This is a genomic window from Arthrobacter sp., assembly GCF_031988865.1.
Lineage (GTDB): Bacteria > Actinomycetota > Actinomycetes > Actinomycetales > Micrococcaceae > Arthrobacter_B.
Genome location: NZ_DALZXY010000002.1, coordinates 63,579 through 88,460, shown reverse-complemented (window position 1 = coordinate 88,460; position 24,882 = coordinate 63,579). Strand labels below are relative to the sequence as shown.

The window sequence follows — 24,882 nt, the reverse complement described above, 5'->3', positions numbered from 1 at the left end:
TTGCAATTCGGCGGATTTCCGTGGAAATCGTTTCAAATCGTTCAAACCGGCTGTCCGAGCCACGCCAAATCAACCGGATTTCTCCGTGATTTGTGTGGGTTTGGTTTCCGTTCCGACCAGTCCTGGTCGGCGGCAACTCATTTATCTTGGCACATGGTGGGCAGTTCCTGCAACTCGGCGGGACTGTGACGCCCCACACCGTTCGGATTGCCCTCCGGTGAGCGTTCCTTGCCGGCGCCGGAACCAGTCCGGCTCCGGCGGGAAGCACTGATCCATTTTAGGAACAGACCGCCCGCCTGGCGCAAGCCGCAGGCCCGCGCCGGTGCTCACATCAGCTGAAGTCAGCGTGTGACGCGCAGGTATTCAAGCTGCGCGGCTACGGAAAGCTCGGCCGCGGGCCGCACCGAGGCGGGAACATCCGCATAGACGGCGTCGGTGATTTCCTGGACCGTGGCGCCCTCCCCCAATGTTCCGAGCGCCGCGCGGATCTGCGCCAGCCGCTCGTCCCGGTGGTCACGGTAGGTCAGGACCACTGATTCCAGGTTCTCCAGATCGGGACCATGGGCGGGCAGCACGGTGGCCGGACCAAGTTTGCCCAGTTTGTCCAGGCTGGCCATAAAGTCCTGGAGCGTGCCGTCCGGGTAGTCCAGCACGGTGGTGCCCCTGCCCAGGATGGTGTCCCCGGTGAGGATCGATCCGTTGCTGCCGTCCCTCGGCAGGTAGAAGCAGACCGAGTCGGAGGTATGTCCCGGAGTGGCCAGCACCTGGATCTGCGTGCCGCCGGCCTCAATGACTTCGCCGTCGCGCAGCGGTTCCCCGCCGAAACAGAAGGCCGGATCGGCCGCGCGGACAGGAGCACCTGTCAGCTGGTGGAAGCGTTCCGCGCCAGCGGTATGGTCCGGGTGCCGGTGCGTGATCAGGATCAGGGCCACTTCGCCCGCGGCGGCCAGTCCCTGCAGATGGTCCTCCTGGTCGGGGCCCGGATCCACGACGACGCAGGTCCCCTCCTCCGAGGCGGCAATGATGTAGCTCTTGGTGCCGTCCAGGCTCATGGGCCCGGGGTTGTCGGCCAGCCGGTACCGGGTAAGCGGGGAACTGCGCACCATTTGTCCCGGTGCCGGCTGTGCCGATTCAGTCATGGTCCGGCTACGCCAGTCGGCTCAGCCAGCCGCGGGTATCCTCCACGGCGCCGGTCTGGATTCCGAGCAGCTCGCTGCGGATGGACATGGTGACTTCCCCAGCAACCGCATCCGGGGAACCGATGGTCTCGGTCTCGGACTTCAGTTCACCAACCGGGGTGATCACGGCGGCCGTGCCGCAGGCAAAGACCTCGGTGATGTCGCCGGAGGCAACGCCGTCGCGCCATTCATCCAGGGTGATCTTGCGTTCTTCGACCTTCAGCCCGCGGTCGCGGCCCAGCTGCAGCACCGAATCCCGGGTCACCCCGTGCAGGATGGTGCCGGAGAGTGCTGGCGTCACGAGGGTGCCGTCCTTGAAGACGAAGAAGACGTTCATGCCGCCCAGTTCTTCCACGGCGTTGTCATTGAACTCGTCAAGGAAGAGGACCTGCTTGCAGCCGTTGGCTTCGCCCTCCATCTGCGCGATGAGGGAGGCAGCATAGTTCCCGCCGCACTTGGCTTCGCCGGTACCGCCGCGGCCGGCGCGGGCGTACTTAGTCGAGAGCCAGATGGAGACAGGCTTCAGTTCGCCGCCGAAGTAGTTGCCGGCAGGGGACGCGATGACCCGGTAAGACACCTCGCGGGCCGGGCGGACACCCAGGAAGGGCTCCGTGGCGATCATAAACGGGCGCAGGTACAGGGACTCCCCGTCACCGGTGGGCACCCAATCACGGTCGACGGCGACGAGCTGGCTGAGGGAGGCGAGGAACAGCTCCTCGGGCAGCTCGGGCAGGGCAAGCCGGCGGGCAGAGGTGTTGAGCCGGGCGGCGTTCGCCTCCGGACGGAAGGTCCAGATGGAACCGTCCTGGTGCCGGTAGGCCTTGAGCCCTTCGAAGATTTCCTGGCCGTAGTGCAGGACGGCGGCGGCAGGGTCCATCGCGATCGGGCCGTAGGGCTCGATCCGTGCGTCCTGCCACTGGCCTACGCCATTTTCCCCGGCGCGGTAGTCAATGACGGCCGTGTGGTCCGTGAAGTGGTTTCCGAATCCCGGATCCGCGAGGACGGCTGCGCGCTCCTCATCGGACTTGCGCTGGGCGGATAGCTGCTGGGCGAATTCCAGAGCGCTGACAGACATTATTCCTCCACGGTGAACGGAGAAGCCGTTCTTCTTCCATTTGATTGGGTCACTGTTGAGCTTATGACACAGCTGCGGCGATCGCATCGCCGATTTCAGCTGTGGTGCGTGTTCGCCCGCTCCGGGCCTCGACGTCGGCTTCCACGGCGCGCTCCACCCGCTCAGCTTCGGCATCAAAGCCCAGGTGCTGCAGCAGCAGCGCAGCCGAGAGGATAGCCGCCGTCGGGTCGGCCTTCTGCTGGCCGGCAATATCCGGGGCCGACCCGTGGACCGGCTCGAACATCGAGGGAAAGGTGCCCTCCATGTTGATGTTCCCGGAGGCCGCCAGACCGATTCCGCCGGTAACCGCCGCCGCGAGGTCCGTGATGATGTCGCCGAACAAGTTGTCCGTGACGATCACATCAAACCGGGACGGATCAGTGGTCAGGAAAATGGTGGCGGCATCAACGTGCAGGTAGTCCACCGCGACGTCCGGGAACTCGGTGGCGACGGCGTCGACGGTGCGCTTCCAGAGCTTGCCCGCGTAGACGAGGACGTTGTGTTTATGCACCAGGGTCAGCTTCCGGCGCGGCCGGTCATTGGCTCGGCGGAAGGCGTCCCGCACCACGCGCTCGACGCCGTAGGCGGTGTTCAGGGATACTTCGGTGGCAATTTCGTGCGGGGTTCCGGTGCGCAGCGATCCGCCGTTGCCCACATACGGGCCTTCCGTGCCTTCGCGGACGACGATGAAGTCGATCTCCCCCGGATTGGCCAGCGGGCTGGCAATGCCCGGGAAGAGCTTTGACGGCCGCAGATTAACGAAGTGGTCCAGGCTGAAGCGCAGTTTGAGCAGCAGTTCCCGCTCGATCAGGCCCGACGGCATGGTGGTGTCCCCCGGTGCAGCCCCGACGGCTCCAAAGAGAATCGCGTCGTGGTTCTTGAGTGCCTCGAGCGTTTCCTCCGGCAGGGTTTCACCGGTGCGCAGCCAGTGCTCAGCGCCCAGGGTGTATTCCGTAAGGTCGAAGCGGGCGGGGCCGGCCTCCGTCACCGCCCTCAGTACCTTGACTGCTTCCGCGATCACTTCGGGACCGATCCCGTCGCCGGGGATAACGGCCAGGGAGATAACGTTCGACGCTGCTTCACTCATGGGGCAATTCTAGGAAGAGTGTCCATATAGCGCGCAACCCGTATCACATACTGAGACGGCGGCCGGCCGCCTGAGCGGGCGCCCGCGGATCAGACCACGGCATGACGCGCAGACTCACGTCCGGGCCCTAAAGTTGTTGTCCATGCTCCTGCACCGACGAATCTATGCCTGGATGCAGGCCAACCCCGGCAAGGTGGACCTTACGCAGGCCCTCGGCATCACCCTGCTCATGGCCGTTCCCTTCCTGCTCGTCGGTTCGCTGACCGACTTCGTCCTCTCCTGCGCCATCTGCCTGCCATTGGCCTGGGCACGGACACGGCCGGTTCCCGCCGCTGCGATTCAGGCCAGCGCCTGCCTGCTCTCACTCGTCCTGGTTCCCGAAACCGGGCTGCCCGCGGACATCCTGGTGCTGGTCACCGTCTATTCCCTGGCCGCCCATGCTCCCCGCTGGGCGAGCCTGAGCGGACTCGCGCTCGCCCTGATCGGCGGTGTGCTGTTCGTCCTGCAGTACCTGATCCGCCCCTCGGTGCAGTTTGTGTCAGGCGTCCCGCTGCTTGCGCCCGACCAGTTCGCCATCTTCGTGATCGCCATAATCGCCGTCGACGCGCTGGTGCTGGTGGCCTGGACGTTCGGTGATTTGGCCCGCACCCGCCGCCTTGCCCTCGAAGCGCTGGAGGACCGGGCGCGCCGGCTGGAAGTCGAACGCCAGCAGGAGCGGGACCTGGCGGCAGCTGACGAGCGGACGCATATCGCCCGGGAAATGCACGACATCGTTGCGCACTCGCTCTCGGTCATCATTACCCAGGCCGACGGCGCCCGGTATGCGAGCGCCCATGATCCCGAGATCGCGGCGAAGACCCTGGGCACGATCGCCGAGACCGGACGCGGCTCGCTGCGCGAAATGCGCCGCCTGCTCGGTGTGCTCCGCGGCGATGAGCTCGCTTCCACCCGGCCGCTGCCCTCACTCGCCGACGTCGGTTCCCTGGTGGAAGCCGTGCAGCGCGCCGGCGTGGAGGTGCAGGTGTTCCGGACCGGAGTCATGCGGCGCCCGATTCCCGCCGGGGCAGAGCTGACCGCCTACCGGGTTATCCAGGAGTCCCTCACTAACGTCCTCAAGCATGCGGGCCCGGACACGCACGCCGAAGTGGACCTGGAGTGGACACCGCGGGGCCTGGCGCTCCAGGTGCGCGACGACGGGAGGGGCGCTGCAGCGGACGTCCCGGCCCCCGGTGAGACAGGGGGACTGAAGGACGTCCCAGGTGTCCAAGGCGCCCAGGGCCAGGGCATCAAGGGGATGGCCGAACGCGTGGCCCTCTACGATGGAAGCCTTGAAGCCGCACCCGCGGCCGGCGGAGGGTTCCGTGTGGCCGCGTTCATTCCCTATACGGAGGCCTAAGCATGACCGGCACCCTGTCCCCCTACCCCGCCGGCGATGTCCCCGAACGGGAACCGATCCGCGTTGCCCTGGTCGATGACCAGCAGCTGGTCCGCGGCGGCTTCAAGATGCTCATCAATTCCCAGCCGGACCTGACCGTAGTAGCGGAGGCCGGGGACGGCGCACAGGCCGTTCGCGTCCTGGCGCAGGTGCCTGCCGACGTCGTCCTCATGGACGTGCGGATGCCCGGGATGGATGGGATCGAAGCCACCGCCAAGCTGCTTGAACGCGCCGCAGCGCAGCCGCAGGGATCAGCGGACCCCGGGATGAGGGTCGTTGTGCTGACCACCTTTGATCTGGATGAATATGCACTCTCCGCCATCCGCGCCGGGGCCAGCGGGTTCCTGCTCAAGGACGCCCCGCCCGAGGAACTGCTTGAGGCCATCCGGACCGTCCACCGCGGCGACGCCGTGATCGCTCCGTCGACTACACGCCGGCTGCTGGACCATGTGGCACCCCTGCTGCGTGAACCGACCCCCGAGGTGAGCCGGCACGCAGCCAGCGTGGACACGCTGACTCCCCGCGAGCGCGAAGTGTTCACGCTGATTGCCGGTGGCCTGTCCAATCCGGAGATCGCCGCCATGCTCTTCCTCTCCGAAGCCACGGTCAAGACCCACGTTGGGCACATCCTGGCCAAACTCGGCGCCCGTGACCGGGTGCAGGCGGTTGTTATCGCCTACGAAACAGGTATCGTCGCGCCCTAACGGGAAGCACCCCGCCGCGAGGGAGGTCCGTTGTGCCTGCTGAACACGATGTCCGTTCCATCTGCCTGTCCCTGCCTGGTGTTACCGAACGCCTGAGCTGGCAACAGCCCGCCTGGTTCGCCCGCACCCTGATGGCGCGTATGTGGGAGGACGGGGTCCTCACCGTGAAGTCGGAGGAACGCGAGGCGCTGGCAGAAACGGATCCGCGGACGTTCTACTGGACGCCCCACCACAACCGCTCTCCCCTGCTGGTCCTGGTCCGGCTGGAAGCCGTGGACGAAACAGAACTGCGCGAGCTGCTCCTGGAGTCCTACCGGCTGGCCGGCCCGCTTCCACCCACGGTATGAGCCGGTGTCCGGCGATCCCCGTCCACCCTCCGATGTGCCGGAGGCAGGCCCCAAAATAGCGTTGGGGGTATGACAACCCTTACTGAGCAAAATCCTGTGCCCGGGCCCGGCAGCACCACTACTGCCGCGGCGGCACAGGCACTGAACAAAACGTACGGAAAAGGCGACACCGCCGTCCACGCCCTGCGCGGCGTGGACGTAAGTTTCGAAACCGGGACCTTCACCGCCATCATGGGCCCCTCCGGCTCGGGCAAGTCCACCCTGATGCACTGCCTCGCCGGCCTCGATTCGGCTGACTCCGGCCGGATCTGGATCGGTGGCACGGAAATCACTGGCCTGAACGACGCCGAGATCACGCGGCTGCGCCGCGACAGCGTCGGATTCGTCTTCCAGTCCTTCAACCTGGTCCCGACCCTCACCGCGGAACAGAACATCACGCTTCCGGTGGCCCTGGCTAACGGCAAGGTGGACCGGCCGTGGCTGGAGGAGATCACCCGCACCCTCGGCTTGGAAGGGCGCCTGACCCACCGCCCCCATGAACTCTCCGGCGGCCAGCAGCAGCGCGTGGCAGTGGCCCGCGCCCTGCTGACCCGCCCCCACGTCGTATTTGGGGACGAGCCCACGGGCAACCTGGATTCAAGGTCCGGTGCGGAGGTACTTTCGCTGCTCCGGCGCTCCAGCCGCGAGATGGGCCAGAGCATCATTATGGTCACCCACGATCCGGTCGCCGCGTCCTACGCGGACCGGGTGGTGCTGATGAACGACGGCGAACTCGTCGGCGAACTCTCCAAGCCCTCGCCGGAAAGCGTGCTCGCGGCCCTGACGAAGCTGGGGGCATAGGCCGTGCTGCAGGTTGCCCTGGCGCAGGTGCGCCTGAACGCCCGCCGCTTCATCGCCGTCGGCGTCGCCGTCCTGATTGCCGTCGGCTTCCTGACCGCTACGCTGATCATCAATTCCTCCTCGAAAGCATCGCTGACACAAAGCGTTGGACAGAGCTTCCGGAACGCGGACCTGGTCGTATCCACCGGCTACGACGAGGAAACGGGGACCTGGCCGGTCCTCGGCGAGGAAACTGCCGCCCTGGCCCGCGGCCTGGACGGTGTTGACGAGGCCTATGCCGTGCGCAGCGCCTACCTCACCGCCGGCACCGGGCGGGCAGCTGCCTTCGCGCAGCTGACCAGCCTCCCCTCCGATCCGTCCCTGCTGCCGGTCGATGTGGTTCAGGGAACACTGCCCGCGTCCCCCGGGGAAGTTGCCGTGGACCAGCGGACAGCCGAAAAGCAGAGCCTGTCCCTCGGGTCGGTACTGCCGGTTGCGAACCCCTCCGGTGACGCTGCGGAAACCCAGCTGAAAGTCACAGCACTGGTTGAGACCTCGTCCGATCCCCAGATGATGGGAGCAGCCCAGCTCTTCGCCGTGGATCAGACCGTGGCCAGGTATGCCGATCCCGCCAACGGTTTCGAGAGCATCCTGCTCTCAGTCGCTGACGGCGCGTCCGCAAAGGAAATCCAGGCGGTGCTCCAGCAAGAACTCACCGATGCCGGGACAACCGCCACCTTCGTGCGGACTGTGGAGGAACAGACCACGGAACTGGTTGCATCGCTGACCGGCGGGCAGGACGCCCTGACAGTCATCCTTCTGGCCTTCGCCGCCGTCGCCCTCCTGGTCTGCGCGCTGGTCGTCTCAAACACCTTCTCCGTCCTCGTGGCCCAGCGGACCCGCGAGCTGGCACTGCTGCGCTGCATCGGGGCCGGCCGCACACAGATCCGTCGCTCGGTCCTTGTCGAAGCGCTGCTGGTCGGCATCATCGCGTCCATGATCGGTGTGCTGGCGGCCATCGGACTGATCGCCGGGATCGTGGCCTACCTCCAGACCCTCCCGGACAGCGGGTTCGCCACGATGGAGGTCACTCCCCTTTCGGTCGCCGTTGGAATGGCCGCAGGAATCCTCCTCACCGTTCTCGCCGCGCTGGTGCCTGCGCGGGCCGCGACGGCAGTCGCGCCGCTGGCAGCCCTGCGGCCCGCCGAGGACGTCCGTGCAGGGACGCGGAAGGGCCGGGTCCGGCTGATTGCCGGGCTGGTGCTGGTGCTGGCCGGTTCAGCCCTGCTGGCGCTGGGAGCGGTCTCGGGAAACCTGCTGATAGCCCTGCCGGGCGGCATCCTGAGTTTCATCGGAGTGCTGATGTGCTCCACGCTCTTTATTCCGCCGCTGGTCCGCGCCGTCGGTGCCCTGGCAGCACCGCTGGGCGTACCCGGCAAGCTCGCCGCGCTCAACGCGGTCCGCAATCCGCAGCGCACGTCCGCGACGTCGTCGGCCCTGCTGATCGGCGTGACCCTGGTGGCCATGATGATGACCGGCGCGGCAACTTCCCGCAGCGCCTTCGACGGAGCACTGTCCAGCGAGTTCCCGGTGGATGTGACCATCCAGGGACCGCTGCTGGACGGATCTCCGCTGGGCGCTGACGATGCTGCCGCAGCCGGCTCGGTAGACGGGGTGGAGGAATCGCTGCTGCTGCCCGCAGCGGGCATGGCGGAGTCCGACGGCGGCGAGATCGCCGTATATGCCTTGGACCCTGCGGGCGCCTCCGTCCTTCAGGACACTTCCCTGGTACCGGAAGACGGCACGGTCATCATGCCGCAGGGCACCGAAGCGAAGACCGTTACCGTGCGGGGCGCCGGCGGTGAGAAGGAACTGACGGTCCAGACCTCCGGCAGCGCTTACTTCCCGGCGCTCATCTCGGCCGGGACAGCCCAGGCACTGGGCGGTTTGCCAGCCCTGGAGGCGCCGGAGCAGTACGCGCCCGAGCCGCTGCTGTGGCTCGCAGTCACCGACGGCCTGGGCACCAACGAGCTCATCGACCTGCAGTCAGAACTGGCCGAGGCCATCGGCATTGAGGGCTACCAAATCTCCGGCTCCGCCATTGAACGCGCTGCCTTCGAACAGGTGATCAATGTCCTGCTGATGGTGGTCACGGGCCTGCTGGGCGTCGCCGTCGTGATTGCCCTGGTGGGTGTGGCGAACACCCTCTCGCTCTCGGTCCTGGAACGCACGCGGGAATCGTCCCTGCTGCGGGCACTCGGGCTCACGAAGGGCCAGCTGCGGGGCATGCTGGCGCTGGAGGCGGTGCTGATCGCCGGCGTGGCTGCCCTGTTCGGCTGCCTGCTCGGCGCGGTCTACGGCTGGCTCGGTGCGCAGTCCGCCCTTGGCGCCTTCGCCGACGTAGTTCCGGCCCTTCCCTGGGCCCAGCTCGGCGGCGTCCTGGCTGTGGCTATCCTCGCCGGACTGGGTGCCTCGCTGCTGCCGGCCCGGCGGGCGGCCCGGCTGTCCCCGGTGGCCGGCCTGGCTGCGGACTGATCCGGATGCGCGAGGTATCCGGCCGGTGGCCGGATACCTCGCGCATTCCCTCGGCGATCTGCGAAGATACAAAGCAGACTGAGCATACCGGCGAAAACATCCGCCACCCGGATCGACGAAGGAGCCCGCCATGCCGCAGACCGAGCCCGGCAGGACACCGCGCCACGAGTCGCTGGCCGCCTACTTGGATGACCACCTGCTGGGCGCGGAGGCCGGCGTGCGGCTCTTCAAGGCAGCATACAAAACGTGGGAAGACACCGAGCATGAGGCAGTCTTCGCCCACCTGACGGAACAGATCTCTGACGAGCGGGACGAACTTGAGACCCTCATCCTGGCCCTGGGCTACCGGCGCAGCCCGGTGAAGCGGGGCCTGGCCTGGATCGGCGCGGCGGTGGGGCGTCTTGGCCCGGTCAACCCGCTGAGCACCGGGACAGGCACCACGGGCCAATTGGAACTGGAAACTCTGCAGTCGGTGGTGCGGGCGAAGGAATGCCTGTGGCAGACGCTGCTGGTGCTCTCCGCCCATGACCACCGCTTCCACGCCCCGCGGATCCGCGAACTGCTGGAGCACGCCCGGGACCAGCAGGGCGCCGTCGCCAAGGTCATGGAAGACACCGCTCCTGCACGGTTCCTCACCTAACCGATTCCACGTCCAATATCCCGTTAAACAAAAAGCAGAAGGTGGCCGGACAGCCTGCCACCTTCTGCTTTTTTGCCCAATGCGGAAACTACTCCGCCGGTTCCTCGTACTTCGGGAAGATCGGAGCCGGGGCCGGCAGCGCGGTTCCGGGAACCAGCGGGGTCGGAAGCGCAGCAAACGTCCGGGCAACGCCCTCGGGCTGGCCGAGAACGTCAAGCAGCTTCCCGGCGCTTCCGGGCATCACCGGCTGCGCCAGGATGGCCACGATCCGCAGCACTTCCAGCGTTACGTACAGCACCGTGTTCATGCGCTCGACGTCGGTCTTGCGCAGCACCCACGGTGCCTGCTCAGCGAAGTAGGCGTTGGTGTCGCCGAGGACCTTCCAGGTTGCCTCGAGCGCGCCGTGGAAGTCCTGGACGTCGTAGGCCTCGCGGGAAACCTGCAGCAGGCCGCGCGCGGCGGCAAGGAGCGCCTCGTCCTCGGGCGTGAACTCCCCCGGCTCGGGAACAGCGGCACCGCAGTTCTTCGCGACCATGGACAGGGAACGCTGGGCCAGGTTGCCCAGATTGTTCGCCAGGTCCGCGTTCATCCGGCCGACGATTGCCTCGTGGCTGTAGGAGCCGTCACCGCCGAAAGGCACTTCCCGCAGCAGGAAGAACCGCACGGCGTCGAGCCCGTACTGCTCCACCCACTCCGCGGGCGCCACAACATTGCCCAGCGACTTGGACATCTTCACGCCCTTGTTGTGCAGGAAGCCGTGGATCATCACGCGCTTGGGCAGTTCCAGTCCGGCGGACATCAGGAACGCCGGCCAGAAGATCGCGTGGAAGCGGGAGATGTCCTTGCCGATCACGTGCACGTCCGCCGGCCAGTACTTCTTGAACGATTCCGACTCGGTGTCCGGGAAGCCGACGCCGGTCAGGTAGTTGGTCAGCGCATCCACCCACACGTACATCACGTGGTCCGGGTTGCCCGGTACCGGGATCCCCCAGTCGAAGGTGGTCCGGGAAATGGAGAGGTCCTCCAGCCCGCCCTTGACGAAGCTGATCACCTCATTGAAACGTGAACGCGGAGCGGCGAAGTCCGGCTGCTCCTCGTACAGGGCCAGGAGTTTGTCCTGGTAGTTGGAGAGCCGGAAGAAGTAGCTCTCCTCCTCGGTCCAGGTCAGCTCAGTGTCCGTCGTCTTGGAGTAACGGATTCCGTCCTCGCGCAGTTCGGTTTCGTCTTCGCCGTAGTAGGCCTCGTCCCGTACGGAGTACCAGCCGGCGTACTTGGAGAGGTAGATGTCCCCGTTTTCCTCCATCCGCTTCCAGATGGCCTGGGCAGCAGCTTTGTGATCGGCGTCGGTGGTGCGCATGAACCGGTTGTACGTGGTCCCGAGGTCATCGTTCATCTGCCGGAAGGCAGCGGAGTTACGGTCCGCCAGTTCCTTGACCGGAATGCCCTCCCGGTCCGCGGACTGCTGCATCTTCTGCCCGTGCTCATCGGTGCCGGTCATGAAGAAAACGTCGTATCCGTCCAGCCGCTTGAAGCGGGCCATCGCGTCAGCAGCGATCGCTTCCCAGGCGTGGCCGATGTGGGGCGTGCCGTTGGGATAGGAGATTGCAGTGGTGATGTAGAACGGAGTCTGGGGTTCGGAAGAAGTCACACTAGAAAATTACCCTGTTTGAGCTCCGGTTGTCGCACTGGGTCGCCCAGCGCAAAGGAGGCCGGCCCCGTGCGGGACCGGCCTCCAGGCAAATCGCTGCGGGATTAGTCCTGCAGGTCCACTTCGCGGGCCACGGTGGCACCGATGGCGTCGCGGAGCGATTCCAGCACGTCCTGCGGCACGGAGGAATCCACGGTCAGCAGGGACAGCGCCTGGCCGCCCTCACTGTTCCGGGCCACCTGCATACCGGCGATGTTGATGTCCTGTTCACCCAGGATCCGGCCGAGGGAGCCGATGACGCCGGGACGGTCCTGGTAGATCAGCACCAGCAGGTGCTCGCTGATCGGGATCTCCAGCTCATAGCCGTTGACGCCCACCAGCTTCTGGATCTGCTTCGGACCTGTCAGGGTGCCGGCGACCTCGAGCTGGGTGCCGTCGGAGAGGGCGCCGCGGATGGTCAGCAGGTTGCGGTAGTCGTCGACGTCGGGGGTGGTGAGCAGGCGCACGTCAATACCGCGCTGCTCGGCGAGCACCGGGGCATTCACGTAGGAAACCTGCTCGGAGACGATGTCGGTGAAGATGCCCTTCAGTGCGGCCAGCTCCAGGGCCTTGACGTCCAGGGAGGCAATTTCGCCGGCCACCTCGATGTCGATGGCGGTCATCGAATCGTGGGCCAGGGCGGTGAAGATCCGGCCCAGCTTTTCGATCAGCGGGATGCCCGGGCGGACGTCTTCGGCGATGACGCCGCCGGCAACGTTCACGGCGTCGGGCACCAGTTCACCGGCCAGGGCCAGGCGCACGGACTTGGCGACGGAGATGCCGGCCTTTTCCTGCGCCTCGTCGGTGGAGGCGCCCAGGTGCGGGGTGACGATGACGTTGTCCAGGGACATAAACGGCAGGTCGGTGCTGGGTTCCTTGACGAAAACATCAACGCCGGCGCCGGCGATCTTGCCTTCGGTGAGGGCCGTGTACAGGGCTTCCTCGTCTACGAGACCGCCGCGGGCCACGTTCACCACGTAGGCCGTTTCCTTCATCTTCTCGAACGCGTCGGCGCCGAGCATACCCACGGTTTCCGGAGTCTTGGGCATGTGGATGGTGACGAAGTCCGACTGCTCCAGCAGCTCATCCAGCGTGACCAGCTTGACGTTCAGCTGGGCGGCGCGGGCCGAGGTGATGTACGGATCGTAGGCCAGGACTTCGGTGCCGAAGCCCTGCACCCGGGCGGCGACCAGCGCGCCGATCCGGCCAAGGCCGATGATGCCGACCTTCTTCTCGAAGAGCTCGATGCCGGTGTACTTGGACCGCTTCCATTCCCCGCCCTTGAGCGCGGCGGAGGCCTGCGGAATGTGGCGGGCCAGGGAGATGATGTGGCCCACGGTCAGTTCCGCGGCGGAGATGATGTTCGACGTCGGTGCGTTGACCACCATCACGCCGGCCTGGGTGGCCGCCCGGATGTCGACGTTGTCGAGGCCGACACCCGCACGGGCAATGACCTTGAGGTTCTTTGCGGCGGCAATTGCTTCGGCGTCGACCTGGGTGGCCGAGCGGACCAGGATGGCGTCGACGTCAGCAATGGCGGAGAGCAGCTGGGAACGGTCAGCTCCGTCGGTCTGGCGGATCTCGAAATCGGGGCCGAGGGCCTCAACCGTGGCAGGCGAAAGTTCCTCCGCGAGGAGTACTACTGGTTTGGTGGCAGTCACCGATGACCTCTTTAGCTGTGTGTCGATGTGGTTTGGGTATTCACGCCGGAGGCCGGACCCGTTGCCGGGCCCGGCCTCCTTACCGAAACGGCTTGCTTTTTTAGCCTAGCGCGCCGGATATTGACACGGAGAATCCGCGTCTTTATTACTGGTGGAACTAGCGGGCGACGGAGCCTTCGGTGTAGTCGTCGTCGGACTTGATCCAGGAGAAGAGCTTGCGCAGTTCGCGGCCGGTGGCCTCGATCGGGTGGTCTTCGCCCTTCTGGCGCAGTTCCTTGAATTCCGGAGCACCGGCATCCTGGTCATCGATGAAGCGCTTGGCGAAGGCACCGTTCTGGATGTCTGCGAGGACAGCCTTCATGTTTTCCTTCACCTCGGGGGTGATGACGCGCGGGCCGGAGACGTAGTCGCCGTACTCAGCGGTGTCGGAAACGCTCCAGCGCTGCTTGGCGATGCCGCCCTCGACCATCAGGTCGACGATCAGCTTGAGCTCGTGCAGGACCTCGAAGTAGGCGACCTCCGGCTTGTAGCCGGCTTCGGTCAGGGTTTCGAAGCCGTACTGGATCAGCTGGGAAGCGCCGCCGCAGAGAACAGCCTGCTCGCCGAAGAGGTCCGTTTCGGTCTCTTCGGTGAAGGTGGTCTCGATGACGCCTGCACGGGTGCCGCCGATGGCCTTCGCGTAGGACAGTGCCAGTTCCTTGGCGCTGCCGGAAGCGTTCTGCTCCACGGCGATCAGGTCGGGAACACCGCGGCCGGCTTCGAATTCGCGGCGGACGATGTGGCCCGGACCCTTCGGTGCCACGAGGGCAACGTCGACGTCGGCCGGCGGCTGGATGTAGCCGTAGCGGATGTTGAAGCCGTGGCCGAAGAACAGGGCGTCGCCGGACTTGAGGTTCGGTGCAATTTCCTCGGCGTAGACGAAGCGCTGGACCTGGTCCGGGGTGAGCACCATGATCAGGTCGGCTTCGGCGACGGCTTCGGCGACGCTGAGGACCCGGAGGCCTTCGGCCTCGGCCTTGGCGCGGGACTTGGAGCCTTCCTTGAGGCCAACGCGGACATCAACACCGGAATCGCGCAGGCTCAGGGCGTGTGCGTGGCCCTGGCTGCCGTAGCCGATGACGGCGACTTTGCGTCCCTGGATGATCGACAGGTCGGCGTCGTCGTCGTAATACATGTCAGTCACTGAAATATCTCCTGTTTTGGGTTCTTGGATAAAGGTTTTTGGTGGAACCTAGGCGCTGCGCAGCGCGCGGTCACTCATGGACTTCGCGCCGCGGCCAATGGCCAGCGTTCCGGATTGAACAATTTCGCGGATGCCAAAGGGCTCCAGCACTGAAAGCAGTGCATTGAGCTTTTCGGCGGTGCCTGTTGCTTCAACGATCAGGGAGTCTGTGGACACATCTACCACTGAAGCACGGAACAGCTCGGCTGCCTGGGTTACCTGCAGCCGGGTTGCGGCATCCGCGCGAACCTTGACCAAGATGTGGTCGCGTTGCACGGAAGACTCGGGAACCAGCTCAACAATTTTGATGACGTTGACGAGCTTGTTCAGTTGTTTGGTGACCTGCTCGAGCAGATCGCCCTCGGCCTCGACCACCACGGTGATGCGGGACAGCCCGGCAACCTCCGAGGGGCCAACGGCCAAAGAATTGATGTTGAACGCCCGGCGGGCGAACAGGGACGCAACGCGGGTGAGGACACCCGGGACGTCTTCGACCAGCACGGAAAGGGTGTGGCGTGCCATGTCCCTACTCCTCCTCTTCCCAGGTGGGCGTCATGTTGCGGGCAATCTGGATGAGGTCGTTGCTGACCCCGGTCGGGACCATCGGCCACACCATGGAGTCGCGGCTGACCACAAAGTCGATGACCACGGGCCGGTCGTTGATTTCCAGTGCCTGCTTGATGGTGGCGTCGATGTCCTCTTCGCGTTCGCAGCGCAGGCCAACACAGCCGTAGGCGTCTGCCAGCTTCACGAAGTCCGGCACCCGGACCGTGTCATGGCCGGTGTTCAGGTCGGTGTTGGAGTAGCGGGACTCGTAGAAGAGTGTCTGCCACTGGCGCACCATGCCGAGGGAGGAGTTGTTGATGATGGCGACCTTGATCGGGATGTTGTTGATCAGGCAGGTGGCCAGTTCCTGGTTGGTCATCTGGAAACAGCCGTCGCCGTCGATCGCCCACACCACGCGGTCCGGGTCGCCGACCTTGGCACCCATCGCTGCGGGCACCGAATAGCCCATGGTGCCCAAGCCGCCGGAGTTCAGCCAGGCGCGGGGACGTTCGTAGTTGATGAACTGGGCGGTCCACATCTGGTGCTGGCCTACACCGGCCACGTACACGCCTTCGGGTCCGGTCAGTTCACCGATCCGCTTGATGACCTGCTGGGGTGCGATGTGGCCGTCTTCGGGTTCGGTCCAGCCCGTCGGATAGGTTTCGCGCAGCCGCGAAATGACCGACCACCACGGGGCGATGTCCGGCGTGCCGGACGTCTCGAACTGGGCGCGGACGGCATCGGTCAGTTCGGGAATGATCTCCTTGACCGAGCCAACGATCGGAACGTCCGCGGTCCGGTTCTTGGAAATTTCCGCCGGATCGATGTCCGCGTGGATGACCTTGGCATTGGGTGCGAAGGTGCTCAGGACACCGGTGACGCGGTCATCGAACCGCGCGCCGAGGGTGATGAGCAGGTCGGACTGCTGCAGCGCCGTCACAGCCGAGACCGAACCGTGCATGCCGGGCATACCGACGTGCTGCGGATGGGAATCGGGGAACACACCGCGGGCCATCAGGGTGGTCACCACGGGAGCACCGACGGTCTCGGCCAGTTCCAGCAGTTCGGCCGAGGCATTGGCCTTCAGGACGCCGCCGCCTACGTAGAACACCGGACGCTGGGCAGCCGCAATCAGCCGCGAAGCCTCCCGCACCTGCTTGGAGTGTCCGCGGACCACCGTTCGGTAGCCCGGCAGGTCGATCTTCGGCGGCCAGGAGAAGGTGGTTTTGCCCTGCTGGGCGTCCTTGGTGATATCCACCAGCACCGGGCCGGGGCGGCCGCTGGTGGCGATGTGGAAGGCCTCGGCCAGCACCCGGGGGATGTCGTCGGCGTTGGTCACCAGGTAGGAGTGCTTGGTGATCGGCATCGTGATGCCCACGATGTCGGCTTCCTGGAAGGCGTCGGAACCGATGACGGTGCTCGAGACCTGGCCGGTGATCGCGACCATGGGCACGGAGTCCATGTGGGCGTCGGCGATGGCGGTGACCAGGTTGGTGGCACCGGGACCGGAGGTCGCGATGCAGACACCGGCGCGGCCGGTGACCATGGCGTAGCCTTCGGCTGCGTGGCCGGCGCCCTGCTCATGCCGGACCAGGATGTGCCGCAGCTTTTTGGAATCCATCAGCGGGTCGTAGGTCGGCAGGATTGCGCCGCCCGGAAGGCCGAAGACGTCGTCGACTCCGAGCTCTTCCAGCGAACGGACAATGGCCTGCGAGCCGGTCATCTCCGTCGGGGGTACTACGTTGTTCGGACCTTGGACGCGGGTGTCCATGGCTTCAGCGGTGGCCGCTACAGGGAATGCTGCATCTTTGTTCTTGGCATGCACGGTCCGGGCCGGGCCTGCCTTCTGTGCCATCAGCGAGGGGCTGATTGGCGATCCCTTACTCATCGGAAACTTCCTTTGCGGATACATATCCATGTTGTTCTGATGCGGCGGCTGCCCGGGCGGTCGGCCCGGTTCGGCCTTTGTGCTTTCTGAAGCCAATAAAAAAACCCCTCGTGCCTGTTGGCTCCGTAGGGGTCCGCGCGTGACGTCTTCGACAAGTCGGGCTGTTACGCCACGCGCTTGGTAAGGACGACGGTTACGATCTGCATACTGCTCAGTCTTCCCCTCCCCCGGTTCCAGTGTCAACCGGAGGCTTTACCGTCTCATTATATGGACATCAGTTCCACCTTCTGGACACAGGCGCCACCAAATGCGGCAGGGCTCCCACTCCGCGCTAGCGGGTTTTGAAGCATGCCCCCCAGAGGCGGCAGGGCTCCCACTCCGCGCTAGCGGGTTTTGAAGCATGCCCCCAGAGGCGGCAGGGCTTAATAAGGTTGAAACCCCTTAGGGGCCCCACGGACATCCGCGCCAGCGGGTGTCCGTGGGGAGGGGTTTCAACCGCAGTAAGCGCCCGTGGAAGCCGAGTTGACCATCTTGGCGTACTTGGCCAGGACACCCTTGGTGAACTTCGCCGGCAGCGGCTCCCAGCCGATCTTGCGGCTTTCGAGTTCTTCCGGTTCCACCAGCAGATCGAAGCTGCGGGCCGCGATGTCCACGCGGATCCGGTCCCCGTCCTTCACGAAGGCGATGGGGCCGCCGTCGACCGCTTCCGGTGCAACGTGGCCGATGCACAGCCCGGTCGTGCCGCCGGAGAACCGCCCGTCGGTGAGCAGCAGGACATCCTTGCCCAGCCCGGCGCCCTTGATCGCACCGGTGATGGCGAGCATTTCGCGCATGCCCGGCCCACCCTTGGGTCCTTCGTAACGGATAACGACGACGTCGCCGGCGTGGATTGCTCCGGCGTCGAGCGCGTCCAGGGCTCCCTGCTCGCGCTCGAAGACGCGGGCGGTGCCTTCGAAGACATCGGCGTCGAACCCTGCGCTCTTGACGACGGCACCTTCGGGAGCCATGGAACCGTGCAGGACGGTGATGCCGCCGGTCTTGTGGATCGGGTTGTCGAGTGCGCGGAGCACCTTTCCGTCCGGATCCGGCGGGTTGATGGCTTCCAGGTTTTCGGCCACGGTCTTGCCCGTGACGGTGAGGCAGTCGCCGTGCAGCAGGCCGGCGTCGAGCAGTGCCTTCATGATGACCGGCACGCCGCCGATCTTGTCGACGTCGAACATCACGTACCGGCCGAACGGCTTCAGGTCGCCCAGGTGCGGGATCTTGTCGCCGATGCGGTTGAAGTCCTCGAGCGTGAGCTCCACTTCGGCTTCGCGGGCGATGGCCAGCAGGTGCAGGACGGCGTTGGTGGAGCCGCCGAAGGCCATGGTGACGGCGATGGCGTTTTCGAAGGCCTTCTTGGTCATGATGTCGCGGGCGGTGATGCCCTTGCGCAGCAGGTTCACGACGGCTTCGCCGGACTTTCGTGCGAACTCGTCGCGGCGGCGGTCGGCCGAGGGCGGCGCGGCAGAGCCGGGAAGGGACATGCCCAGGGCTTCGCCGATGCAGGCCATGGTGTTGGCGGTGTACATACCGCCGCAGGCGCCTTCGCCCGGGCAGATGGCGCGTTCGATGGTATCCAGGTCCTTGAGGCTCATCTTGCCCGCGGCGCAGGCGCCGACGGCTTCAAAGGCGTCAATCAGGGTGACTTCGCGTTCGGTGCCGTCTTCCATTTTGGCGAAGCCGGGCATGATCGACCCGGCGTAGAGGAAGACGCTGGAGAGGTCCAGGCGGGCGGCTGCCATCAGCATGCCGGGAAGCGACTTGTCACAGCCGGCCAGGAGGACCGAACCGTCCAGCCGCTCGGCCATCATGACCGTTTCGACCGAGTCCGCAATGACTTCACGCGAAACGAGCGAGAAGTGCATGCCTTCATGGCCCATGGAGATTCCATCCGAGACGGAAATGGTGCCGAACTGCATCGGGAATCCGCCACCTGCGTGGACGCCTTCCTTGGCGCCCTGGGCCAGTCGGTTCAGCGACAGGTTGCACGGCGTAATTTCATTCCAGGAACTGGCGATGCCGATCTGCGGCTTGGCGAAGTCGTCATCTCCCATTCCAACTGCACGGAACATGCCGCGCGCAGGCGCCGCATGGATACCGTCGGTTACAACTCGGCTGCGGGGTTTGATGTCAGGGGTGTTCTCCATGCTCATACCGGAAATCCTATTCCCATGCCGCTCCCCCCGGCGCATCCGCGGGCCCCGTGCCGCAGGTTGTTACGCCCGGGTTACGCAACGCAGACGGGAAAGGCTGGCCGACTGAGGGGCCGTGGCCTTCCTCGGATGGGAGTGCCTGTCCATAGACTGGGGAGTATGACACCGGAACCAGGCTCCCCCGAAGGTCAGTCCAGCGAAGCCCTGAAGGCCCTGCTGCGCAGGGTCTTCGACTCACAGATCCCAAACTACGGTGACTACAACCTGGTCTGCGCCACCCCCGTCCCCGGTTCTGCCGCCTACTACGTGGTGGGGTACCGGTGGCGGCCGCCGGAGCTGGTCTTCGCACCGTTCGCCCCGGACTCCTTCGAGGCCCTCGAACCGCCGACGGCGATTAACACGACCAACCTTTCGCACACCGACGAAGTTTCCCCGGGCAGCTATGAGGTGGGGACCACCACCGGCCGGATCTTCCGCTTCGGCGTCGAGCCGAAGGCGGAGTTCCCTGCGGGCGACGGCGAACCACACCGCCTGCTGCGCCAGGACGAAGACCACGAGGACTTCAACTCGTTCCTGGACACGTTCCTGGAACTGGCCTAGCCGGACCGGATCAGGCCCAGGGGCCCCGCGCAACGAGGTTGAGCGGTTCCCGCCCTTCGGCCAGGTTGCGGACCTGCCGGCGCAGAAACGCCTGGATCCGCGGGGTAAAGGCCTCCGAGTTCCCGCCCACATGCGGGGTCAGCAGAGCGTTCGGTGCTTTCCAGAGCGGATGGTCCGCGGGCAGCGGCTCCGGTTCGACGACGTCGAGGGCCGCCTTCAGACGCCCCGAAACCACTTCCTCCGTCAAGGCATCGGTGTCGATGACCGCCCCGCGGGCCACGTTCACCACCAGGGCGCCGTCCGGCATTGCCGCGAGCACCGCCTTGTCGACCAGGTGCCGGGTCTGCTCGTTCAGCGGAGTGATCAGCACCAGCACGTCAGCGGAGGCCGCAAGCTGCACCAGTTCATCCGTGCCGTGGATGTGCCCGGCGTCGTCATCCCGCGCCCGGCTTCCCACCCTGGTGAGCTCCACTTCAAACGGTGCCAGCCGCGCGGCGATCTCCTGTCCAATGCCGCCCACGCCAACCAGCAGGACCCGGCGGTCGGCCAGGCCCGGATAGCGCTGGGGATTCCAATGGGCATCCTGCTGGTCACGGACCGCCGCATCAATGCCCCGGAGCGAGGCGAGCATCAGGCCCACTGCCAGTTCTGCCGTCGCGGCGGCGTGCACACCGGCAGCGCTGGCGACCGCAGTGCCTGCGCCCACCAGTTCCGGGAGCCCATCGTGGCCGGTGGTCTGCGCCTGCAGGAGTAAAAGGTTCGGCACGCGGGCCACACCGTCGCGCCAGTCGGACGCAGACGCGTAAGGCGTGACGACGGCGTCGATCTCCTGGTAGTCCAGCCCGCGTGGCTCGCCCACCAGGTCCCAGACCCCCGCCCTGATCCCTGCCGGGAGCGGAAGGAGTGCGTCGAGGAGTTCGTCGGTGGGCACCGTGATGGTTCGGACTGCGCGTGATTCTGGTGACATGCAACAAAAGCCTAGCGCGCAAAAAAACGCCCCGGTCCCATGACCGGGGCGTTCTGTATGTGTGCGCGAGGAGGGACTTGAACCCACACGTCCGAAGACACTGGAACCTAAATCCAGCGCGTCTACCAATTCCGCCACTCGCGCGCGGCCTGCACCGGTTACCCGGGCAAAAGCCAGCCTTTAGTGTACCCGAGGTTTAGTCGAGACCGAGATCACGGCGGAGCTTGGCAACATGACCGGTGGCCCGCACGTTGTACTGGGCAAGGGAAATCCTGCCTTCCGGATCCACCACAACGGTGGACCGGATCAGGCCCTCGTAAACCTTGCCGTAGTTCTTCTTTTCGCCCCAGGCGCCGTAGAGCTCGGCCACGGCGTGGTCCGGATCCGACAGCAGCGGGAAGGTGAGGGCTTCATCCGCAGCGAATTTGGCCAGCTTTTCCGTCTTGTCCGGGGAAATCCCCAGCACGGCATACCCGGCGGAGGCCAGCGAGTTCAGGTTGTCGCGGAAGTCGCAGGCTTCCTTGGTGCAACCCGGGGTTGCGGCCGCAGGGTAGAAGTAAACAATGACGCTGCGCCCACGAAGGTCCGCGAGCGATACGACGGAGGAATCCGACGCCGTCAGGGTGAAATCCGGTGCGGTGTCACCAACGGTTAGTCTTGGCATTAAACAGGTGCTCCTTCGGTATCGATTGCGCATCGGCTGTGTCACAGGACGACAGCAGGCTTTCGGATGGCTATCCTAGACAGTGGATTTGAGGCTATCCGATTGGCCGCGGAAATCCGTACTCGAAAGGAAGAGTTCAGTTTTATGCCCGATATGGAGCATTGGCCCACCGGTCGCCTTTTATCAACAGCCGCGCGATTGGTGGAGCATGCCTGGAACGAGCGCCTTGTCCGGATAGGCGTGACCCACGCAGGCGTCATCGCCCTTGGCGTCCTGGATTCCCAGGGCCCCATGACCCAGGCGCACCTCGCCCAGCTGGTCCGCGTTCAGGCCCAGACCATGGGCAAAACGCTCGCCAGGCTGGAAGCGCACGGACACGTCACCCGCGTCCGAAACGACCTGGACAAGCGCAGCCACATGGTTTCAATCACCCCGGCGGGCCTTGAAGCCCTGCACGAGGCACACGACATTGAGCGCACCCTGCTCGACGGCGAAGAACTGCTGTCCGAAGACCTGCGCAGCCAGCTGCGCAAGGTTATCCGCGAACTCGGCAACCCCCGCTGGCATATGGCCGTCGACGTTCCCGGACTCCCCGTCCCGCTTGAGACTCCTCTCGAAGCGGCACCGGACACCTCGGCACAACAGACCGCCTAGCCGGGCACTGCCGGCCGTAGCGGGGACCACCCGACACCCAAGCCTTTTGCGTGCACGCTCCGCCAGGAGCGTGCACGTTGCTGTTTAACCGGCCGGGTGTATTGGAGCCTGCCTTATGACGGGCACGCCGACTCAGCCCGGCCCGCCGACCCAACGCGGGAAACCTCGCAGCACGCATCCTGGGAAATCTGCTGCGGGCTGCCGCTAGGGGTGCCCCTCCTGGACACAGGTGCCGGAAAGCAAAAAAATCCCTGTCGGAAGGCAGTGCCTTCCGACAGGGATTTACTGTGCACCCCCCGGGACTTGAACCCGGAACCCATTGATTAAGAGTCAATTGCTCTGCCAATTGAGCTAGAGGTGCTTGGCGGTGTGATGCGGTGGCGGCGGTTCCCCGCCGACGGTTCTCCCGGGCCGGTTTCCCGGTCCGCGGCGATCCGCAACGACAAGTTACTCTACCAGCTTTTCAGCCGGGGCCGAACCAACGTCCGTGTGCGGAACCTGGCTGCCGGCCACCGGAACGAAGAACCCCGCCCCACCTGGCTTTACAGCCGGATGACGCGGGGTATCTGCGCTGTGCACCCCCCGGGACTTGAACCCGGAACCCATTGATTAAGAGTCAATTGCTCTGCCAATTGAGCTAGAGGTGCTGGCAGTTTTGGGGGTTGGAACTGCCGGAAATTTCCGCAGTTTTTCCTCCGCAACGACATGAAACTCTACCAGTAGTTTTTCGCAAAAGCGAAATCAGGGGGATTTTGAGAGCTGTTTCACACGTCTGGCCGCCCGCGGACCGCAGAGGTTATGGCCGGGCGCCGAAGCATCCTGCGCAGTGCTGCCGCGGCCGCCACTGCCGCCAGCCCCGCAATGGCGCCGGCGGCAAGCACGGCGAGCGCCTGGCCGCTTCCGGCCGGATGTGCTGCAGACGGAGAGGAACTCATTCTTCCGAAGCTACGGCCGTGGATGGCCGGTGTCCACCGCTTCCACACCAAGTCAGCCAGGAGCTGCCGCCCCGGCTTAACCGAATTGTGACCGCGCCGAACCCACTTAGCGTCCCAAACCACCTGCCCGGTGCCATTAGGCTCTCTGTCATTGCACCTGTGTTCCACATCACATCCCGTCCGCCGGCCAGTCCGCCGTCCGGATTCACCGCCCCAGAGGAGATAACAATGACCCTTGCTGGCAGATTCACTCCCAGCCGGCGCTCCCGGAGACGCGCAGCCGCGCTGACCGCCGGGCTGGCCATGAGCGCACTGGTGCTCTCCGGCTGCGCCCAAAGCAACCGCGAGGCCGGCGACGACGCCACGAGCGCTTCGGAAGTTGACGGAACGTTTGTATTCGCTGCTTCATCCGACCCCAAGACCCTGGACCCGGCCTTCGCCTCAGACGGCGAATCCTTCCGCGTCAGCCGCCAGGTCTTTGAAGGCCTGGTTGGCGTGAAACCGGGAACAGCAGACCCGGCACCACTGCTGGCCAAGTCCTGGGAAACCTCGGAGGACGCTCTGACTTACACGTTCGCGCTCGAAGAGGGCGTCACGTTCCACGACGGCACCCCGTTCAACGGCGAGGCCGTCTGCAGCAACTTCGACCGCTGGTACAACTTCGCCGGTATCCAGCAGGCCGAAAGCCAGGCCTACTACTACAGCAAACTCTTCAAGGGTTTCGCCGATACCCCGGAGACCGCCACCTACGAGTCCTGTGAAGCGACAGCCGACAACGAAGCCGTCATTACGCTGGCCAAGCCGTTTGCCGGTTTCATTGCCGCGCTTTCCCTGCCCGCGTTCTCCATGCAGAGCCCGTCCGCGATGGAAGAGTTCGCAGCGGATGACGCTTCCGGTACCGCGGAGGCACCCGAGCTGACCTCCTACGCGAAGGAGCACCCCACCGGTACCGGTCCGTTCAAGTTCGACGGCTGGGAGGTCGGCAACCAGATCACCCTCTCCGCGTATGACGACTACTGGGGCGAGCAGGGACAGGTCACCGACATCATCTTCCGTGTCATCGATGACCCGAACTCCCGGCGCCAGTCCCTGGAGTCCGGCTCGATTGACGGTTACGACCTGGTGGCCCCGGCCGATACCCAGGCCCTGGCCGACGCCGGCTTCAAGGTCATCCCGCGTGATCCGTTCACGATCCTGTACCTGGGCATGAACCAGAAGGTCGAACAGCTGGCCGACCCGCTGGTCCGCCAGGCGATCGCCCACGCGATTGACAAGCAGGCGCTGGTGGACCAGACCCTGCCCAAGGGCACCAAGGTCGCCTCGCAGTTCATCCCTGACGTGGTCAACGGCTACAACGAGGACGTCACCACGTACGAGTACGACCCGGAGAAGGCCAAGGCACTTCTGGCCGAAGCCGGCTACCCGGACGGATTCACGGTGGACTTCAACTACCCGACCGGTGTCTCCCGCCCGTACATGCCGACGCCGGAGCAGGTGTTCTCGAACATCTCCGCGCAGTTGGCGGACGTGGGCATCAAGGTCAACCCGCAGCCGAGCAAGTGGTCACCGGACTACCTTGACCGGGTGCAGGCCACCGAAGACCACGGCATCCACCTGCTCGGCTGGACCGGCGACTACAACGACACGGACAACTTCGTGGGCGTCTTCTTCGGCGCGGAGAAGCCGGAATTCGGCTTCAACAATCCGGACATCTTCAACGAGCTCGAGGCCGCCCGCCAGGTCAGCAGCCTGGAGGAGCAGACCCCGATGTACGAGAAGATCAACGACGACATCGCCAAGTTCATGCCGGCCGTCCCGCTGGCCCATCCGGCGCCGTCGCTGGCGTTCTCCGATCGTGTGGATTCCTACCCCGCGAGCCCGGTCAACGACGAAGTGTTCAACCAGATCAAACTCAACAAGTAGCGGCGACCCGGGCCGGGACCCAGCGTGCTGGGTCCCGGCCCGTTCTGTCCTCGACTTTTCCCCAGCCCGGGAACCGGCTGA

22 protein-coding genes and 3 tRNA genes are annotated in these 24,882 nt (G+C 65.3%); 10 read left to right on the top strand and 15 right to left on the bottom strand.

Annotation, left to right across the window (positions count from 1 at the left end; all coding sequences use genetic code 11):
* Nucleotides 1–189 (top strand): hypothetical protein (locus tag RTN46_RS00925; RefSeq protein ID WP_312178546.1); only part of this gene is annotated, 189 nt, incomplete at its 5' end.
* 152 nt (nt 190–341) lie between these two features.
* Here the strand turns inward: RTN46_RS00925 and RTN46_RS00920 are convergent.
* The 3 genes from RTN46_RS00920 to RTN46_RS00910 form a co-directional block, all read right to left on the bottom strand.
* A complete protein-coding gene (locus tag RTN46_RS00920; protein ID WP_312178545.1) occupies nt 342–1,139 on the bottom strand; it encodes an MBL fold metallo-hydrolase in 798 nt (265 codons plus the stop codon).
* A gap of 7 nt (nt 1,140–1,146) precedes the next feature.
* Nucleotides 1,147–2,253, bottom strand: coding sequence for a branched-chain amino acid aminotransferase (locus tag RTN46_RS00915; RefSeq protein WP_312178544.1), 1,107 nt, complete (start codon nt 2,251–2,253; stop codon nt 1,147–1,149).
* 61 nt (nt 2,254–2,314) lie between these two features.
* Nucleotides 2,315–3,379, bottom strand: coding sequence for a 3-isopropylmalate dehydrogenase (locus RTN46_RS00910; protein ID WP_312178543.1), 1,065 nt, complete (start codon nt 3,377–3,379; stop codon nt 2,315–2,317).
* 142 nt (nt 3,380–3,521) lie between these two features.
* Here RTN46_RS00910 and RTN46_RS00905 point away from each other — a divergent pair, with 142 nt between their 5' ends.
* The 6 genes from RTN46_RS00905 to RTN46_RS00880 all read left to right on the top strand — a co-directional run bounded on the left by RTN46_RS00905 (nt 3,522) and on the right by RTN46_RS00880 (nt 9,859).
* A complete protein-coding gene (locus tag RTN46_RS00905; RefSeq protein ID WP_312178542.1) occupies nt 3,522–4,775 on the top strand; it encodes a histidine kinase in 1,254 nt (417 codons plus the stop codon).
* Nucleotides 4,776–4,777: 2 nt separating this feature from the next.
* Nucleotides 4,778–5,518, top strand: coding sequence for a response regulator transcription factor (locus RTN46_RS00900; RefSeq protein ID WP_312178541.1), 741 nt, complete (start codon nt 4,778–4,780; stop codon nt 5,516–5,518).
* Between the two features lie 32 nt (nt 5,519–5,550).
* A complete protein-coding gene (locus RTN46_RS00895; RefSeq protein ID WP_312178540.1) occupies nt 5,551–5,865 on the top strand; it encodes an MmcQ/YjbR family DNA-binding protein in 315 nt (104 codons plus the stop codon).
* A 69-nt stretch (nt 5,866–5,934) separates the two neighbouring features.
* Nucleotides 5,935–6,705: an ABC transporter ATP-binding protein gene (locus RTN46_RS00890; RefSeq protein ID WP_312178539.1), complete on the top strand. Its 771-nt coding sequence runs from the start codon at nt 5,935–5,937 to the stop codon at nt 6,703–6,705.
* Between the two features lie 3 nt (nt 6,706–6,708).
* Nucleotides 6,709–9,219, top strand: coding sequence for an ABC transporter permease (locus tag RTN46_RS00885; protein WP_312178538.1), 2,511 nt, complete (start codon nt 6,709–6,711; stop codon nt 9,217–9,219).
* 130 nt (nt 9,220–9,349) lie between these two features.
* Complete coding sequence (locus RTN46_RS00880; protein WP_312178537.1) at nt 9,350–9,859, top strand: hypothetical protein; 510 nt, start codon at nt 9,350–9,352, stop codon at nt 9,857–9,859.
* Nucleotides 9,860–9,947: 88 nt separating this feature from the next.
* On the opposite strand, the gene metG is transcribed toward RTN46_RS00880, so the two are convergent.
* From metG to ilvD, 6 genes are all read right to left on the bottom strand, one after another.
* Nucleotides 9,948–11,507 (bottom strand): methionine--tRNA ligase, encoded by a 1,560-nt coding sequence (gene metG, locus RTN46_RS00875; protein ID WP_312178536.1) that lies wholly within the window; start codon nt 11,505–11,507, stop codon nt 9,948–9,950.
* 104 nt (nt 11,508–11,611) lie between these two features.
* Nucleotides 11,612–13,207, bottom strand: coding sequence for a phosphoglycerate dehydrogenase (gene serA / locus RTN46_RS00870; protein WP_312178535.1), 1,596 nt, complete (start codon nt 13,205–13,207; stop codon nt 11,612–11,614).
* 157 nt (nt 13,208–13,364) lie between these two features.
* Complete coding sequence (gene ilvC / locus RTN46_RS00865; RefSeq protein WP_312178534.1) at nt 13,365–14,390, bottom strand: ketol-acid reductoisomerase; 1,026 nt, start codon at nt 14,388–14,390, stop codon at nt 13,365–13,367.
* Nucleotides 14,391–14,438: 48 nt separating this feature from the next.
* Complete coding sequence (gene ilvN / locus RTN46_RS00860; RefSeq protein ID WP_312178533.1) at nt 14,439–14,951, bottom strand: acetolactate synthase small subunit; 513 nt, start codon at nt 14,949–14,951, stop codon at nt 14,439–14,441.
* Nucleotides 14,952–14,955: 4 nt separating this feature from the next.
* Complete coding sequence (locus tag RTN46_RS00855) at nt 14,956–16,863, bottom strand: acetolactate synthase large subunit (protein ID WP_312178532.1); 1,908 nt, start codon at nt 16,861–16,863, stop codon at nt 14,956–14,958.
* Nucleotides 16,864–17,354: 491 nt separating this feature from the next.
* Entirely contained in the window at nt 17,355–19,058 is a 1,704-nt protein-coding gene (gene ilvD, locus RTN46_RS00850) for a dihydroxy-acid dehydratase (protein ID WP_312178531.1), read from the bottom strand.
* Nucleotides 19,059–19,217: 159 nt separating this feature from the next.
* Between ilvD and RTN46_RS00845 the strand changes: the two genes are divergently transcribed.
* Nucleotides 19,218–19,658, top strand: coding sequence for a hypothetical protein (locus RTN46_RS00845; protein ID WP_312178530.1), 441 nt, complete (start codon nt 19,218–19,220; stop codon nt 19,656–19,658).
* A gap of 10 nt (nt 19,659–19,668) precedes the next feature.
* Here the strand turns inward: RTN46_RS00845 and RTN46_RS00840 are convergent, their stop codons facing one another.
* The 3 genes from RTN46_RS00840 to bcp form a co-directional block, all read right to left on the bottom strand.
* Nucleotides 19,669–20,625 carry a 2-hydroxyacid dehydrogenase gene (locus RTN46_RS00840; protein WP_312178529.1) on the bottom strand — a complete coding sequence of 319 codons (957 nt, stop codon included), beginning with the start codon at nt 20,623–20,625 and terminating at the stop codon, nt 19,669–19,671.
* A 62-nt stretch (nt 20,626–20,687) separates the two neighbouring features.
* Nucleotides 20,688–20,769: transfer RNA gene (locus RTN46_RS00835), tRNA-Leu, on the bottom strand.
* A gap of 52 nt (nt 20,770–20,821) precedes the next feature.
* Nucleotides 20,822–21,289: a thioredoxin-dependent thiol peroxidase gene (gene bcp / locus RTN46_RS00830; RefSeq protein WP_312178528.1), complete on the bottom strand. Its 468-nt coding sequence runs from the start codon at nt 21,287–21,289 to the stop codon at nt 20,822–20,824.
* Nucleotides 21,290–21,433: 144 nt separating this feature from the next.
* On the opposite strand from bcp, the gene RTN46_RS00825 reads away from it, so the two are divergent.
* Nucleotides 21,434–21,943, top strand: a complete 510-nt coding sequence (locus RTN46_RS00825; RefSeq protein ID WP_312178527.1) for a MarR family winged helix-turn-helix transcriptional regulator — start codon at nt 21,434–21,436, stop codon at nt 21,941–21,943.
* Nucleotides 21,944–22,231: 288 nt separating this feature from the next.
* On the opposite strand, the gene RTN46_RS00820 is transcribed toward RTN46_RS00825, so the two are convergent.
* From RTN46_RS00820 to RTN46_RS00810, 3 genes are all read right to left on the bottom strand, one after another.
* Nucleotides 22,232–22,304: transfer RNA gene (locus tag RTN46_RS00820), tRNA-Lys, on the bottom strand.
* A gap of 213 nt (nt 22,305–22,517) precedes the next feature.
* Nucleotides 22,518–22,590 (bottom strand) — tRNA-Lys (locus tag RTN46_RS00815).
* Between the two features lie 117 nt (nt 22,591–22,707).
* Nucleotides 22,708–22,878, bottom strand: a complete 171-nt coding sequence (locus tag RTN46_RS00810; RefSeq protein ID WP_312178526.1) for a hypothetical protein — start codon at nt 22,876–22,878, stop codon at nt 22,708–22,710.
* Between the two features lie 228 nt (nt 22,879–23,106).
* Here RTN46_RS00810 and RTN46_RS00805 point away from each other — a divergent pair, with 228 nt between their 5' ends.
* Entirely contained in the window at nt 23,107–24,801 is a 1,695-nt protein-coding gene (locus RTN46_RS00805) for an ABC transporter substrate-binding protein (protein WP_396157111.1), read from the top strand.
* Nucleotides 24,802–24,882 lie beyond the last annotated feature (81 nt).

Bases quoted from the DNA above. Each gene is read 5' to 3' on its own strand.
- bcp (WP_312178528.1), bottom strand. From the start codon at position 21,289: ATGCCAAGACTAACCGTTGGTGACACCGCACCGGATTTCACCCTGACG.
- RTN46_RS00890 (WP_312178539.1), top strand. From the start codon at position 5,935: ATGACAACCCTTACTGAGCAAAATCCTGTGCCCGGGCCCGGCAGCACC.
- RTN46_RS00910 (WP_312178543.1), bottom strand. From the start codon at position 3,379: ATGAGTGAAGCAGCGTCGAACGTTATCTCCCTGGCCGTTATCCCCGGC.
- ilvN (WP_312178533.1), bottom strand. From the start codon at position 14,951: ATGGCACGCCACACCCTTTCCGTGCTGGTCGAAGACGTCCCGGGTGTC.
- RTN46_RS00855 (WP_312178532.1), bottom strand. From the start codon at position 16,863: ATGAGTAAGGGATCGCCAATCAGCCCCTCGCTGATGGCACAGAAGGCA.
- RTN46_RS00905 (WP_312178542.1), top strand. From the start codon at position 3,522: ATGCTCCTGCACCGACGAATCTATGCCTGGATGCAGGCCAACCCCGGC.
- RTN46_RS00840 (WP_312178529.1), bottom strand. From the start codon at position 20,625: ATGTCACCAGAATCACGCGCAGTCCGAACCATCACGGTGCCCACCGAC.
- RTN46_RS00915 (WP_312178544.1), bottom strand. From the start codon at position 2,253: ATGTCTGTCAGCGCTCTGGAATTCGCCCAGCAGCTATCCGCCCAGCGC.
- RTN46_RS00825 (WP_312178527.1), top strand. From the start codon at position 21,434: ATGCCCGATATGGAGCATTGGCCCACCGGTCGCCTTTTATCAACAGCC.
- RTN46_RS00810 (WP_312178526.1), bottom strand. From the start codon at position 22,878: ATGAGTTCCTCTCCGTCTGCAGCACATCCGGCCGGAAGCGGCCAGGCG.
- RTN46_RS00805 (WP_396157111.1), top strand. From the start codon at position 23,107: ATGACCCTTGCTGGCAGATTCACTCCCAGCCGGCGCTCCCGGAGACGC.
- ilvD (WP_312178531.1), bottom strand. From the start codon at position 19,058: ATGAGCATGGAGAACACCCCTGACATCAAACCCCGCAGCCGAGTTGTA.
- RTN46_RS00845 (WP_312178530.1), top strand. From the start codon at position 19,218: ATGACACCGGAACCAGGCTCCCCCGAAGGTCAGTCCAGCGAAGCCCTG.
- RTN46_RS00880 (WP_312178537.1), top strand. From the start codon at position 9,350: ATGCCGCAGACCGAGCCCGGCAGGACACCGCGCCACGAGTCGCTGGCC.
- RTN46_RS00900 (WP_312178541.1), top strand. From the start codon at position 4,778: ATGACCGGCACCCTGTCCCCCTACCCCGCCGGCGATGTCCCCGAACGG.
- RTN46_RS00920 (WP_312178545.1), bottom strand. From the start codon at position 1,139: ATGACTGAATCGGCACAGCCGGCACCGGGACAAATGGTGCGCAGTTCC.